General features: G+C 61.0%; 8 protein-coding genes and 1 riboswitch. Of the genes, 2 read left to right on the forward strand and 6 right to left on the reverse strand.

Going from position 1 to position 14469, the window contains the following annotated elements; genetic code table 11:
* Positions 1–134: 134 nt before the first annotated feature.
* Positions 135–6383, forward strand: a complete 6249-nt coding sequence (locus L63ED372_RS15910; RefSeq protein WP_062407377.1) for an excinuclease ABC subunit UvrA — start codon at positions 135–137, stop codon at positions 6381–6383.
* A gap of 166 nt (positions 6384–6549) precedes the next feature.
* A complete protein-coding gene (locus L63ED372_RS15915; RefSeq protein ID WP_156343654.1) occupies positions 6550–8217 on the forward strand; it encodes a ShlB/FhaC/HecB family hemolysin secretion/activation protein in 1668 nt (555 codons plus the stop codon).
* A gap of 49 nt (positions 8218–8266) precedes the next feature.
* Here the strand turns inward: L63ED372_RS15915 and L63ED372_RS15920 are convergent, their stop codons facing one another.
* From L63ED372_RS15920 to L63ED372_RS15945, 6 genes are all read right to left on the reverse strand, one after another.
* Entirely contained in the window at positions 8267–9445 is a 1179-nt protein-coding gene (locus L63ED372_RS15920) for a methyltransferase (protein ID WP_062407380.1), read from the reverse strand.
* A gap of 67 nt (positions 9446–9512) precedes the next feature.
* A complete protein-coding gene (locus L63ED372_RS15925) occupies positions 9513–10301 on the reverse strand; it encodes an HAD-IIB family hydrolase (RefSeq protein WP_062407382.1) in 789 nt (262 codons plus the stop codon).
* A gap of 11 nt (positions 10302–10312) precedes the next feature.
* On the reverse strand, positions 10313–11158 hold the full coding sequence (metF, locus tag L63ED372_RS15930; RefSeq protein ID WP_062407384.1) for a methylenetetrahydrofolate reductase [NAD(P)H]: 846 nt from the start codon (positions 11156–11158) through the stop codon (positions 10313–10315).
* Between the two features lie 17 nt (positions 11159–11175).
* A complete protein-coding gene (locus tag L63ED372_RS15935; protein WP_062407386.1) occupies positions 11176–12024 on the reverse strand; it encodes a TlyA family RNA methyltransferase in 849 nt (282 codons plus the stop codon).
* Positions 12025–12033: 9 nt separating this feature from the next.
* Positions 12034–13467 (reverse strand): adenosylhomocysteinase, encoded by a 1434-nt coding sequence (ahcY, locus tag L63ED372_RS15940; RefSeq protein ID WP_062407388.1) that lies wholly within the window; start codon positions 13465–13467, stop codon positions 12034–12036.
* A gap of 82 nt (positions 13468–13549) precedes the next feature.
* A riboswitch (S-adenosyl-L-homocysteine riboswitch) is annotated at positions 13550–13641 on the reverse strand.
* A 106-nt stretch (positions 13642–13747) separates the two neighbouring features.
* Positions 13748–14467 (reverse strand): 16S rRNA (uracil(1498)-N(3))-methyltransferase, encoded by a 720-nt coding sequence (locus L63ED372_RS15945; RefSeq protein WP_062407390.1) that lies wholly within the window; start codon positions 14465–14467, stop codon positions 13748–13750.
* Positions 14468–14469 lie beyond the last annotated feature (2 nt).

Raw genomic sequence — 14469 nt, forward strand, 5'->3', positions numbered from 1 at the left:
CGGCCTCTGAGCGCTTGACCCCGGTCAAGCCCCTCAAACCAAAGCCACGCCTGTGCGTGGCTTTTCTTTTGGTCGCCAGAAATGTCGTGGCCTGCGACCTAGAATGTTTGGCCTTCACCCCATAAAGCCCGTCTATGTCCCAAGGTCTCATCCGCATCCGTGGTGCCCGTCAGCACAACCTCAAAAACCTCGATCTGGACATCCGCACGGGCGAGTTGACGGTGGTCACCGGCCCCAGCGGCTCGGGCAAGTCGAGTTTGGTGTTCGACACGCTGTACGCCGAAGGCCAGCGCCGCTATGTAGAGACCTTCAGCGCCTACGCCCGACAGTTTCTGGACCGCATGGACAAACCAGCCGTGGACAAGGTCGAAGGCGTGCCTCCCGCGATTGCGATTGACCAGACCAACCCGGTGCGCAGCTCGCGCTCCACCGTGGGCACCATGACCGAGCTGAACGACCACCTCAAGCTCTTGTTTGCGCGTCTGGGCCAGCTGTTTGACAAAGACACCGCGCAGCCGGTGCGCCACGACAACCCCGACACGATTTATGCCGAACTGGCCCAGCGTGCCGCGCAAGCGGGTGATCCGCGCCTGTACCTGACTTTTCCGGTCGAGCTGCCCGCGAACACCAGTGCTGCGCAGGTCGAGCAGTGGCTCTCTGCCAGCGGCTTCACCAAAGTGCAGGCCGAGCGCGAAGTGGCTACACCCACCGGCCCGCGCAAAGTGCTGGACGTGATCGCCGACCGCTTTCGCATCGGCACCGCGGAGAAAGCCCGCGTGGTCGAGGCCATCGAAGTGGCCCTCAAACGCGGCGGCCGTCTGAATGTGTATGTGGAGACATCGGGGGCAGATCCCAATTCTTCTTCTGTGCCCGCCTTCGACATCTGGCGCTTTTCGACTGGCCTGCATTGCCCGGACAGCGACCAGCGCTACACCGATCCGATTCCGTCGATGTTTTCGTTCAACTCGGCCGTGGGCGCGTGCGAGACCTGCCGGGGCTTTGGCCGAGTCATCGGTGTCGACTACGGCCTGGTCATTCCCAACCCCAAGCTCACGCTGCGGGCTGGGGCCATCAAGACGCTGCAAACCCCCGCCTGGCAAGAAAACCAGGACGACCTGATGCGCCACGCCGAGGCCGCAGGCATTCCGCGCGACACGGCCTGGGACAAGCTGACGCAGGCGCAGCAAGATTGGGTGATCAACGGCTCGCCCGAGTGGAAGGGCCGCTGGAACCACCAGTGGTATGGCGTGAAGCGCTTTTTTGAGTACCTGGAGAGCAAGGCCTATAAGATGCACATCCGTGTGCTCCTGTCCAAGTACCGCAGTTACACCGAGTGCCCGACGTGCCAAGGGGCGCGTTTGAAGACCGAGAGTTTGCTTTGGCGCATTGGCAGCCATTCCGATGCCGATGGCGTCTTGCCAGTGGAGAAGCGTTTCATGCCAGCAGGTGTGAAGTGGTCGCGGGCGCAGTTGGAGGCGCTGCCGGGGTTGAGCTTGCACGACATGATGATCATGCCGCTCGATCGGTTGCGTTTGTTTTTTGACCGGTTGTCGACTTCTGGTTTGGCGTCTGTGGCTTCAGGGGAGGCTTCGGCCGGGGATGGGCTGGGCTCCTCATACGGCGGGGGTACGCCAAAATCGTCGCCCAGCCCATCCCCGGCCGAAGCCGTAATGGGAAGTGCACAAGCAGCAGCACAGGCACGGGCAGCGACAGCGACAGAGAAGGCACAGGACGATCGATCCACCACAAGGTCTGCGTCAGAGCGGGGGGCGGGCAACGATTTTGGCGTACCCCCGCCTCATGAGGAGTCCGCCCCCCGCTCTGACGCAGACCGAACCTCAGCAGAAACCACGAAGGCAACAAACCAAGGCCTAAGCGCCGAACAAAAAGCCCTGCAACTGCTGCTCGAAGAAATCACCACCCGCCTCAAGTACCTGTGCGACGTGGGCATTGGTTACCTCACCCTCGACCGCCAAAGTCGCACATTGAGCGGCGGCGAAGTGCAGCGGATCAACCTCACCACCGCCTTGGGCACCAGCCTCGTCAACACCTTGTTCGTGCTGGACGAGCCCAGCATCGGCCTGCACCCACGCGACATGCACCGCATCACCTTGGCCATGCACCGCCTGCGCGACGCGGGCAACACCCTGGTGGTGGTGGAGCACGACCCGGCCGTGATGCTGGCCGCTGACCGCATGATCGACATGGGCCCCGGCCCCGGCGAGCGCGGCGGGCAAATTGTGTTCGACGGCACCACTGCCGACTTGCGCAAGGCCAACACGCTCACGGGCGCGTATCTGGGCGGGCGCAAACAAGTGGGCCTGGGCTTCAAGCGCATGGTGAGCGACAGCACGCCACGTTTGATTTTGGAAGGCGCACGCGAGCACAACCTGCAAAACATCAGTGTGGACTTTCCGCTGCAGCGCCTGGTCACCATCACGGGTGTCAGCGGCTCGGGCAAATCGAGTTTGATCCAGGACGTGCTGGCCCCGGCGCTGATGCGCCACTTTGGCAAAGCCACCGAAACCCCCGGCGCACACGATCGATTGCTGGGCGCCGACCACCTGAGCGATGTGGTGTTTGTGGACCAGTCGCCCATCGGCAAAACCGCCCGATCCAACCCGGTGAGCTATGTGGGCGCATGGGACGCGATCCGCGAGATATTTGCCACGGCCCCTTTGTCGCGCCAGCGCGGCTACACCGCCAGCAAGTTCAGCTTCAACGGTGGCGATGGCCGCTGCCCCACCTGCGGTGGCTCGGGCTTTGAACACGTTGAGATGCAATTCTTGAGCGATGTGTATTTGCGCTGCCCCGATTGCGACGGCAAGCGTTACCGCCCCGAAATTTTGGAGATCACCGTCGAGCGCCAAGCCCTGGGCCAGACGCAGCCGCGCCACCTGAATGTGGCCGATGTGCTGGACTTGACGGTGAGCGAAGCGGCCGCTTTGTTCGCGCAAGACCGCGACGTGATCCGCGCCCTGCAGCCCATCGTCGATGTGGGTCTGGAATACGTGAAGCTGGGCCAGCCCGTGCCCACCTTGTCGGGCGGTGAGGCACAGCGCCTCAAGCTCGCAGGCTTTTTGGCCGAGGCCGCCAAGAGCGCGTCCAAGAGCCGCCAGAGTCTGGCCCGCAAAGGCACGCTGTTTTTGTTTGACGAGCCGACCACGGGCTTGCACTTTGACGACATTGCCAAGCTCATGCGGGCCTTGCGCAAGCTGCTCGAAGCGGGGCATTCTTTGATCGTCATCGAGCACAACCTGGACGTGATTCGCGCCAGCGATTGGCTGATCGACTTGGGGCCTGAAGGCGGTTATGCCGGGGGTCTGATCGTGGCCGAGGGCACGCCGGACGATGTGCGCCAACACGCCACCTCGCACACGGGTTTGGCGCTGCGCGAGTACGCGGCTTCTATGGGCGAGGTTTATGGTGTGGCCGAGAGGTCGAGTTCGGATGTGTACCTTGGTGGGGGCGAGGCTGCGGTGTCAGCGGGTTCCTCATACGGCGGGGGTACGCCAAAATCGTCACCCTCTGACACCGCAGCCTCGCTGGCTAGCGTTCGAGGCGGCGCTGCTGCAAGCTCAATGGCTCCTGCCGCTCGTCGTAAACCTGTGTTGAACAACAACATCCAGATCGTCAACGCCAAAGAGCACAACCTCAAAAACCTGAGTGTGGACATTCCGCGCGGCAGCTTCAACGTGGTCACGGGCGTCAGCGGTTCCGGCAAATCCACGTTGGCGTTTGACATCCTGTTCAACGAAGGCCAGCGCCGCTATTTGGAAAGCTTGAACGCCTATGCCCGCAGCATCGTGCAGCCCGCAGGCCGCCCCGAGGTGGATGCGGTGTACGGTATTCCGCCCACCGTGGCGATTGAGCAGCGCTTGTCGCGCGGTGGCCGCAAATCGACCGTGGGCACCACCACCGAGGTTTGGCATTTCTTGCGCCTCTTGTACGTCAAGTTGGGCATTCAGCATTGCGTGCACGACAACACGCCCGTACAACCGCAAACGCCCGACAGCATCGTCGCGCAGCTGATGACGCAGTTCCGTGGGCAGCACATCGGTTTGTTGGCCCCGCTGGTCAACAACCGCAAAGGCGTTTACACCGAACTGGCCGACTGGGCCCGGCCGCGGGGTTACACCCATTTGCGTGTGGATGGCGACTTTTTGCCCACACAAGGTTTTCCGCGCATCGACCGCTTCAAAGAGCACAACATTGAACTGCCCGTGGCCAGCCTCGATGTGCTGCCGTCCAACGAAACCGCCCTGCGCCAAGCCCTGAGCAAAACACTGGAACACGGCAAAGGCGTGGTGCATGTGCTGAGCGATTTGGACGGCTTGCGCGAAGCCATGTTCAGCGGCGAGTCCACCGCCCGCATTGGGCAGCATCGCGTCTTTTCGACACTGCGGGCTTGCCCGGCCTGTGACACCTCGTATGCCGAACTCGACCCGCGTTTGTTCTCGTACAACAGCAAACACGGTTGGTGCTCCGACTGCGTTGGCACGGGTGTCAAGCTCAGCAAAGACGAGCGCTCGGTGTTTGACGACTCGGTGCAAGACGACAAACAAAAAGGCCGCGAACAAACCTTTGCCGAACCCGAGGTCGAAGACTTGGCCAACGTGGCCTGCCCCAGCTGCGAAGGCACCCGCCTGAACGCCACGGCGCGTGCCGTGCGCTTGGGCTCGGCCCCGGGTCAGGGCTGGCGCATCACCGACATCGCCAGTTTGTCGGTGACCGACGTGCGGCATTGGGTGGACAAGCTGCAGCTCAACGGCCGCGACGCTGACATCGCCCGCGACTTGGTGCCCGAGATCAAGAGTCGCCTCGAATTCCTCGAAGAAGTGGGCCTGGGTTACCTCACGCTGGATCGGGGTGCACCCACGCTCTCGGGTGGCGAGGCGCAGCGCATCCGTTTGGCCGCGCAACTCGGCAGCAACTTGCAGGGCGTTTGCTACGTGCTCGACGAGCCGACCATTGGTTTGCACGCCCGTGACAACCAGATCTTGCTCAATGCCCTGCATAAGCTGGGCGAGAAAGGCAACACGCTGGTGGTGGTGGAACACGACGAAGACACGATTCGCCGTGCTGACCACATCATCGACATTGGCCCGAGTGCGGGCAAACGCGGTGGCCGTTTGGTGGCGCAAGGCTCGGTGGCCGACATCACGGCTTCTGTCGACTCTCAAACCGGCCGCTATTTGTTGCACGCGATGAAGCATCCGATGCAGGCTCGCCGAGCTGTTTCGGTGGGCAGAGCATCGCTTGCAGGGCTAGCACCTACAAATACCTCGGCCCCCGTAGGAGCCAGCCCTGCTGGCGATTTGACTTGGCTCACGCTCACAGGGGCCAACCTGCACAACCTGCGCCAAGTCGATGTGCAAGTCCCACTCAAACGCTTGGTCGCCGTCACCGGCGTCAGCGGCTCTGGCAAATCCACCCTGGCCCGCGATGTGCTGCTGGCCAACGTGCAGGCGCTGGTCAGTCAGCGCTCCACCTTGGCTGGCCGCACCGCACAAGACGCGGGTCAGCGTGTGGCCTTGACCGCGTGCAGCGATGTGCAAGGCTTTGAAACCATCGACCGCGTGCTCGAAGTGGACCAAACGCCCATCGGCAAAACACCACGTTCGTGCCCTGCCACTTACATCGGTTTTTGGGACACCATTCGCAAACTTTTTGCCGAAACGCTGGAGGCCAAAGCCCGTGGCTATGCCGCCGGGCGCTTCAGTTTCAACACCGGCGAAGGCCGCTGTCCCAGCTGCGAAGGCCAGGGCATGCGCACCATCGAGATGAGCTTCCTGCCCGACGTGAAAGTGCCGTGTGAAACCTGCCGAGGCGCTCGCTTCAACCCTGAAACGCTGGCGGTGACGTGGCGCGGCAAGAGCATTGGCGATGTGCTGCAGATGGAGGTGGACGAAGCGGTGGACTTTTTCGCCAGTATGCCCAGCATCGCCCACCCGCTGCAACTGCTCAAAGATGTGGGGCTGGGCTACCTCACGTTGGGCCAGCCCTCACCCACGCTCAGCGGTGGCGAAGCCCAGCGCATCAAGCTGGTGACCGAACTCACCAAGGTGCGTGACGAAGTGGGCAAGCGCGGCAACAAAGCGCCTCACACCCTGTATGTGTTGGACGAGCCGACGGTGGGCCTGCACATGGCCGATGTGGACAAGCTCATCAGCGTGCTGCACCGACTGGTCAACGCGGGCCACAGTGTGATCGTGATCGAACACGACCTCGATGTGATCGCCGAAGCCGACTGGGTGATCGACCTGGGGCCAGAAGGCGGCAACGCGGGCGGTCGCATCGTGGCGGCCATGACACCCGAGGCCTTGGTGCGTCTAGGCACCCACACAGGGGTGGCGTTGGGGCCGGTGTTGGCGCGGGTTTAAGCCCCAGCCGAAAGGCTTGGATTGGATTGTGGTGATTTGCTTGAATTTTGAGTTTCTATCGATTTTCGGGTGGGTAATTTCTGTGTGCTTGGGGTGCAAAGGCCCGATATGATTTACGTTTGTTTGAAGGTGGACGGGAGTGATTGCCATGGGTGACGAATTGACAATGCATTGGCGCAATAGCGCAGCAGCTTTGGCTGTTTTGAGCGGGGCTTTGTACAGTCCGTTGGCCTGGGCTCAAGCCAACCCTGCTGCAGCTCAAAAAAATATGGAGCAATTGGGTGCACAGCTGCGCGAACGCGTGCTGCCCAAGCCCGTGGTCTATGTAGACACATTGGGTCTGGAGGCCAACACGTCTGTGGCGCATTTGGTGGCGGTGCAGGTGCACAGTGCGGTTTTGTCCCGCACGATTGACCGTTATTGGCAAGGTCGCATCGGGCGTGCGGTGTCGGTGGACGAGCTGCGTGCATTTCACGGTTGGTTTTATGAACGTGCTGCCCAAGAAGGCTATATGGCCTATGCCAAAACCGAGGTGGTGCAAGTCAACGGTGGTCAGCAACTGAACATCCAGGTCCTGCAGCCCAAAATCAACAGCGTGCGTGTGCTGGCGCCGGGTAGCGCGCAGGCAAGCCCATATCTGGAGCGCGTGCAAAACCGCGTGGGTCAGGTGTTCAAGGCGGGTCAATCGCTGGACACCTTGGCCCTGGACCAGGTACTCGATTCGGCCAGCTACGATTTACCCATCGAACTGGAAGCCACCTTGCGTGCAGTGGGCCCCGAGCTGCTGGACCTGGTGATCACCCTCACGCCCGCCATCGCCATGCCGGGTCAAACTTCCTCGGGGGTGGTGCAGGTGAACAACCATGGCCTGCGCCAATACGGGAGAACACAGCTGCTGACGGGCTTGACCGTGGGTATGCCGGCGGTCAAGTCGCAGCTGTCCTTGCTGGCACAAGCGTCAGAGGGTGTGGCCTATGCGCGGGCCGATTACGAAGGCCTTTTGCCTGCATGGGGTTCTCGTTGGTCGATGTTTGGCACCCATTCGCGCAGCCAATCGGTGTTGGGCGGCTTGGCGGCAGCTGAGGGCGAGGCCAAGGAATTGGGTCTGGGTTTGAACCGCATTGTGGGTGCTCACCGTGATCTGGTTTTCAAAGGGCATGTGGAATTGGCCAGCCGGGAGAGCGACAGTTATCGACGGAATGGCGGGGAGCGGCTGTCCGAAGTGCATGATCACCAGTTGCGTTTGCGCTGGTCGGCTGATAACGAGCGTTTGTCGCCAAACCCTGTGCGAGCCGAACTGGGGGTACTGCGTGGGTATTACCCACAAGCAGTGAACAACAACCAAGATCCGGCGGGGCATTACACCCGCGTGAATTTTGCATTCAAAGGTCAAACTCCGTTGAACTCCAGCGGTGGTTTGCGCTTGGTAGGTCGAGTGCGTGGTCAGTGGGCCAGTCGTAATTTGGAGTCATACAACCAATTCACACTGGGCGGCGTCAATGGTGTGAGGGCTTACACCAGCGTGGATGGTGTGGGTGACCATGGTGTTTTGGCCAGCCTCGAACTGACCCAGAGTTTGAGCCCTGTGCTGTCACTCACGGCTTTTTACGATGGAGGTCAGGTTCAAAAATATGCCAATCCATCGACAGCGGTAACCTTGAACAGATATTCCCTCGAAGGCGCAGGGCTGCAGTTGCAAGGGCGCTATTTTCAGTTGCACTACACCCTGACTTGGGCCAAAGGCCTGGGGGGCTATGCCGATTGGCAGATGAGCAACATCGAGTCTAAACCCGACAATAGCCGTGTCAATCTTTCGGTAAGTTATCTGTTCTGAGTGCCGTACAAGTACTGTCCGGTCAACTGCAGCCAGACCATGACAGCGCTCATGGGGCCGTTCGGTCGGCCAATACACCCAAGCGCCACAAAGAGGTGACCTCCGCGGCACGGGCGGCGTGCAGTGCATCTGTTTCATCGTTGATTTTGCTGTGTACGGGCTTCGTGTCCATGCGGCCCAACACTTGAAGGCCTGCTTCGGCAATCCATGCCTGTAGCAGCTGTCGCGAGCGCAAGCCCAAGTGCTCGGCCAAATCGGACAAAATCAACCATCCCTCACCGCCTTCGCTCAGGTGTGCGGTCAGGCCGTCCAAGAATCCGCGAAGCATTTGGCTGCCTTCGTCGTAGACGGCTTGCTCCAGCAAGGAAGTCGCGCGCGCTGGCAACCAAGGTGGGTTGCACACAATCAAGGCGGCTTGGCCTGGAGGGAACAAATCGGTATGTAGCAATTCGATTTGGTTTTGCAGGCCCAGGCGCTGGAGGTTGTCCCGGGCACATGTCAAAGCGCGTTCCGACATATCGGTCGCGACCACGTGTTTCGCACCACGCCGTGCCAAAACGGCTGACAAAACACCTGTACCAACGCCGATGTCAAAAGCGATCGGGTGTGATTTCAGCGCCTCGGGCAAGGGCGTCTTGACGACAAGGTCCACATATTCGCCCCGTACCGGTGAGAACACGCCGTAGTGGGGGTAAATTCGTAAAGCTTCGCCCATTGCGGTAACTTCTACCCCGTTTTTGCGCCACTCAAATGCACCAATCACACCTTGCAAGCTGCGCAGGGAGATTACCGAAGGCGCGTCATTGGCTGGACCAAAGGCTTGTAGACAAGCTGCTTTCGCATTGGGTGCGCGGCGCAGGTCAATGCCATAGTCACCGTTCAGCTCAATCAAGACTTGGCTCAAGATGCGTGTGCGTTGGGCTTGGGCTTGGCGGTGCGCGTGGAACGTGGCGCCGGGTATCACAGGTGCATCTGAACTTGATTTTTTGGCCCGGACTTTCTTGGGTTTGTCGATGCGCCGCGTCAGTGCCTGCAGCATCTGCCGTGCGTTTTGAAAATCACTGCGCCACAGCAAGCCGGTCCCGGCGCATGCCAGTCGATAAGCCGTGTCGGCGGTCATGGTGTCGTCGGTCAGGACCACATGTTTCGGTAACGCCTGGTCTGAGCGCCAGAGCGCTGTGCGTGTTGTGTTGTTCTCAGACCAGGTCAAAAAGGTGGGAGCATTCATGCGCTGTTCCAATGGGTGTGGATGTGTATCGCGCAATTTGCCGCGATGGCGAGGTGAATCAGAATTTTCAGACTCGGTGTTTCAGCAGATGCCCAGTGAACTCGGCAAAGCCTGCGCCGCGTTCACTGGGCGTGATGTAGCGGGGACGGTGAGACAGTTGAGATTCAAAACGTCGGATGTTGGCCACCCCCACGCTGATCGGGAAGTGCTCAAACATCACCTGGTCGTTGGTGGAGTCCCCCACATAAACCCATTGCTGCCACTCTTGGTCCAACTGGCGTGCGCACAGCTCGCGCAAGATCCAGCGGGCTCCGCTTAATTTGTGGTGCTCGCCAAACCAGCCGTTGATGTGGATGCTGCTGACGGTGGCCACCATGCCAGCGCTGCGCATGATGCGCACCACCTCGTCAATGGCCGCAGCAGGCAGATGTGTGAATTCGCTGTGGTCGATGGCGATGTCGGTTTCACGGCCTGCACTGTCCTGGGCCAAAGCGGCGCCGGTCACCTCGCGCACGATGCGTGCGGCCACTTCCTGCATGCGTGTCCAATTTGCTGTTCGCACAGCTTCGCTTTGTTGGTAAATGGCCCGGGGTTGGCCGTTGGCTTGGGGCAGCCAGGCCGCCGCACCGTTTTCAGCGACCAGCGCATCCACGGGCCAAGTTTGGGCGAAATCGCGGCTCCAGCCCATGGGCCGCCCGGTGATGGGGATGACCATGAGACCAGCTTGTTTCAGCGCGGTCAGTGCCTGCAAGGCATCGGCTGTGATGGCGCCCTCGGTGGTCAGGGTGTCATCGATGTCGGTGAACACACCCAGCCAAGGCTGGGGTGGGCACGTCCAATGCGACAGGTCCAGCATGCTGCCGTGGGTCAGTCGGTGAGCGAATTCAGGCGCTGGACGATGGCCAAGGTGGGTGCGCTCTGGTTCATGGTGTAGAAGTGGATAGCCGGCACACCGCCGTTGATGAGTTGCTCACACAGGTCGCTCACCACATCCAGGCCAAAGGCCTTGATCGATTCCACATCGTCGCCATAGGCTTGCAAGCGCAGCCGGATCCAGCGTGGGATCTCGGCACCACACGCGTCCGAAAAACGCAGCAACTGCGACGAGCTGGTGATGGGCATGATGCCGGGCACCACGGGCACATCCACACCGAGTTTGTAGGCGTCGTCTACAAAGCGGAAATACGCATCGCTGTTGTAGAAATATTGCGTGATGGCCGAGTTGGCACCGGCTTTCACCTTGGTGGCAAAGGCCTGCAGATCGGCTTCGGGCGATTTGGCTTGGGGGTGAATCTCGGGGTAGGCGGCCACTTCGATGTGGAAATCGTCACCGGTCTCCGCGCGGATGAAAGCCACCAGATCGCTGGCGTAATGGAACTCACCCCCTGCGCCATAGCCGCTGGGCAAGTCTCCACGCAAGGCCACCAGACGTTTGACACCCATGGCTTTGAGTGTGGACAACTCTTCGCGCACCGAAGCCTTGGTCGCGCCGATGCAAGAAAAGTGGGATGCCGCAGCCACGCCTTCGGCCTGGATCGCGCCCACGGTGGCAAACGTACCCTCTTGGGTGGAGCCACCAGCGCCGTAGGTCACCGAGCAAAACTCGGGCTTCAGGCTGTAGAGTTTCTCGCGCACACCACGCAGTTTTTCGGCGCCTTCGGGCGTTTTGGGTGGAAAAAATTCCAGGCTGATCGGCAGATTCAAACCAGACATCACAACACCTTCAATATTCAATAGTCGTTGGCCTTGGCATAAGCCTTGGCGGCCAGATCGGCCTCGTGCGCCACACGCGTGGCTTCCCGAGCGGGCATGACCGCAGCGGGGTCGGGCCAGCAGGCCTGCACAAAAAATTCACGGTTGCCGTCACCGCCTGCAATGGGGCTTTCCAGCCAAGCGGTGACCTGCATGCCCAGTTCGGTCAAAGCCGTGCGGACACGGTTTTCAATGAATGGGAAATGCGTGTCGTCTTTCACGATGCCGCCCTTGCCCACCTGACCCGGTTGCAATTCAAACTGGGGTTTCACCAGCATGAGCAGCTGGCCCGTGGGTTTGAGCAAATGCACCACGCCCGGCAGCACCAGCGTGAGCGAGATGAAGGACACATCGCCCACCATCAGGTCAAAGCCTTCCAGCGCATCGGGAATGCGTTTGTCGCCAGGCTCCAACTCGCGGGCATTCACGCCTTCGATGCAGACCACACGTTCATCCTGACTGATGCGCGGGTGCACTTGGGCGTGGCCCACATCAATGCCCACCACTTCGGCTGCACCGTGCTGCAGCAAGCAGTCGGTGAAGCCACCGGTGCTTTGGCCCACATCCAAGCAGCGCAAGCCATCGACTTTGACGCCCGTGGCCTTCAATGCGCCTTCGAGCTTCAAGCCGCCGCGAGAGACGTAGCGAGACTCGGCGTCGTCGAGCAGCTGCAGGGCAGCGCTCTCAGGCACTTCATCGCGGTTTTTGACGATGGCACGCCAAGTTCCGTCGGGCCGCTGCCACTGCACGCCCCCGGCGATCAGTCTCTGAGCCTGGGAGCGAGAAGCGGCCAGGCCGCGCTCGACGAGAAGTTGGTCAATGCGCATGCGTGGTTTTTAATAACGGTAAGTGTCGGCTTTGTAGGGGCCGTTTTTGGACACGCCAATGTAAGCGGCTTGTTCTTCGCTGAGTTCGGACAGCATCGCGCCGACTTTTTTCAGGTGCAAACGAGCGACCTTCTCATCGAGGTGCTTGGGCAGCACATAGACCTTGCCGTTTTCGTACTGGTCTTGTTTGGTGAACAGCTCGATTTGGGCGATGGTCTGGTTGGCAAACGAAGACGACATCACAAAGCTGGGGTGGCCGGTGGCGCAGCCCAGGTTGACCAGACGGCCTTTGGCCAACAGGGTGATCTTTTTGCCATCGGGGAAGATGACGTGGTCGACTTGCGGCTTGATCTCGTCCCACTGCAGTTTTTCCAGCGAAGCGACGTCGATCTCGTTGTCGAAGTGACCAATGTTGCAAACGATGGCTTCGTCTTTCATGGCGGCCATGTGCTCGTAGCGGATCACGTTCTTGTTGCCGGTGGCGGACACGAAGATGTCGCACTTGTCGGCGGCGTATTCCATGGTCACGACCTTGAAGCCTTCCATCGCGGCTTGCAGGGCGTTGATCGGGTCGATCTCGGTCACCCAGACTTGGGCGCTCAAGGCACGCAAGGCTTGGGCCGAACCCTTGCCCACGTCACCGTAACCGGCGACCACAGCCACTTTGCCCGCGATCATCACGTCGGTGGCGCGTTTGATGGAGTCCACCAAAGACTCGCGGCAGCCATACAGGTTGTCGAACTTGCTCTTGGTCACCGAGTCGTTCACGTTGATGGCGCGGAACATCAGGCTGCCCTTGGCGGCCATCTCGTTCAGGCGCAAAACGCCGGTGGTGGTCTCTTCGGTCACGCCGATGATCTGGGCACCCTTGCGGCTGTACCAGGTCGGGTCCACGGCCAGCTTGGCTTTGATGGCGTTGAAGAGGCAGGTCTCTTCTTCGCTGGTGGGGTTGGCGATCAAAGACGCGTCTTTTTCAGCGCGCTTGCCCAGGTGCATGAGCAGCGTGGCGTCGCCGCCGTCGTCCAAAATCATGTTGGGGCCTTCGCCTTCGGTGCCAGCGGGGCCGAAGTCAAAAATGCGGTGGGTGTAGTCCCAGTAGTCGGCCAATGTTTCGCCCTTGATGGCGAACACGGGGGTGCCCTTGGCGGCGATGGCCGCAGCGGCGTGGTCTTGTGTCGAGAAGATGTTGCAAGAGGCCCAACGCACATCGGCGCCCAAGGCTTGCAGGGTCTCGATCAACACAGCCGTCTGGATGGTCATGTGCAGCGAGCCGGTGATGCGTGCGCCCTTCAGGGGCTGGGCCTTGGCGAACTCGTCGCGGATGGCCATCAGGCCGGGCATCTCGGTCTCGGCAATTTTGATTTCTTTGCGGCCCCAATCGGCCAGGCCGATGTCGGCGATCACGCAATCAGCGTTGACGGTGAAAGGCATACGTGCATTCATGAGAAAAGCTCCAAAGCAATGTGAATAAGCCACACGCGTGGATGAAAGCACTGAAAGGGAAAAACAGGCTCACCGCACGTCGAGTGGATGAGCGTCGTTGCTGTTTGAAGGTTCCGAGCCTCACGCCTGCTGCCAGCCAGTTGGCTGGTGGGCGCTGCAACGCTCCTCGGAAAACGCATTCTACAGCAGACTGTCTGTTCCCAAGGGGCAAGCAGGCCTTTTAGGGGCGGTGTGGATGGCCGGTGTTTGTGGGCAGGTCTTTGCAGTTGCAGTCGCAGGCTCAGGCGCAACAAGCCAACACCGCCAAGGGCGCGGTTTCGGCCCGCAAGACGCGTGGCCCCAAGGTCACGGGCGCAAACCCTGCAGCCAGGGCAGCCGCTTCCTCTGTGGGGCTCAGGCCGCCCTCAGGGCCGCTGAGCACGGTGACCGGTGCCATGGGCAGCCCCGCTGCGGGCCCTTGCATCTGCGCCAGAGACTGCGTGCCTTCGGACAGCGACAGCACCCAGCGCTCACCGGGTGGCGCTTTTTTGACCCATTCGGCCAATGTCACGGCCGGGTGCACGGTGGGCACCCGGTTGCGCCCACACTGCTCAGCGGCGGCCACGGCCACGCCTTGCCAGTGGGCCAGTTTTTTCTCGGCCCGCTCGCCCTTGAGCTTGAGCACACTGCGCTCGGCCACCAGGGGCGTGATGCTGGCCACGCCCAGTTCGGTGGCTTTTTCGACCAGCCAGTCCATGCGCTCGTTGGCGGTGATACCGGCCAGCAAATGCACGGCGCGGGCGGCTTCGCGCTCCACCGCGTGGTGCGCCCCCACCTCCACCTCCACATCGCTGCGGCCCATGCGGGTGACGGTGGCGTCAAACTCGCCGCCTTCCCCGTTGAACAAGGTGATCACATCGCCCGGCTGCAGGCGCAGCACCTGCACATGGCGGGCTGCGCCAGCGGGCAGACTGAGCGACAAGCCTGTGGCCAAAGGGGCGGGGCAGTAAAAGCGTGGCATGC

This window comes from Limnohabitans sp. 63ED37-2, from assembly GCF_001412535.1.
Lineage (GTDB): Bacteria > Pseudomonadota > Gammaproteobacteria > Burkholderiales > Burkholderiaceae_C > Limnohabitans_A.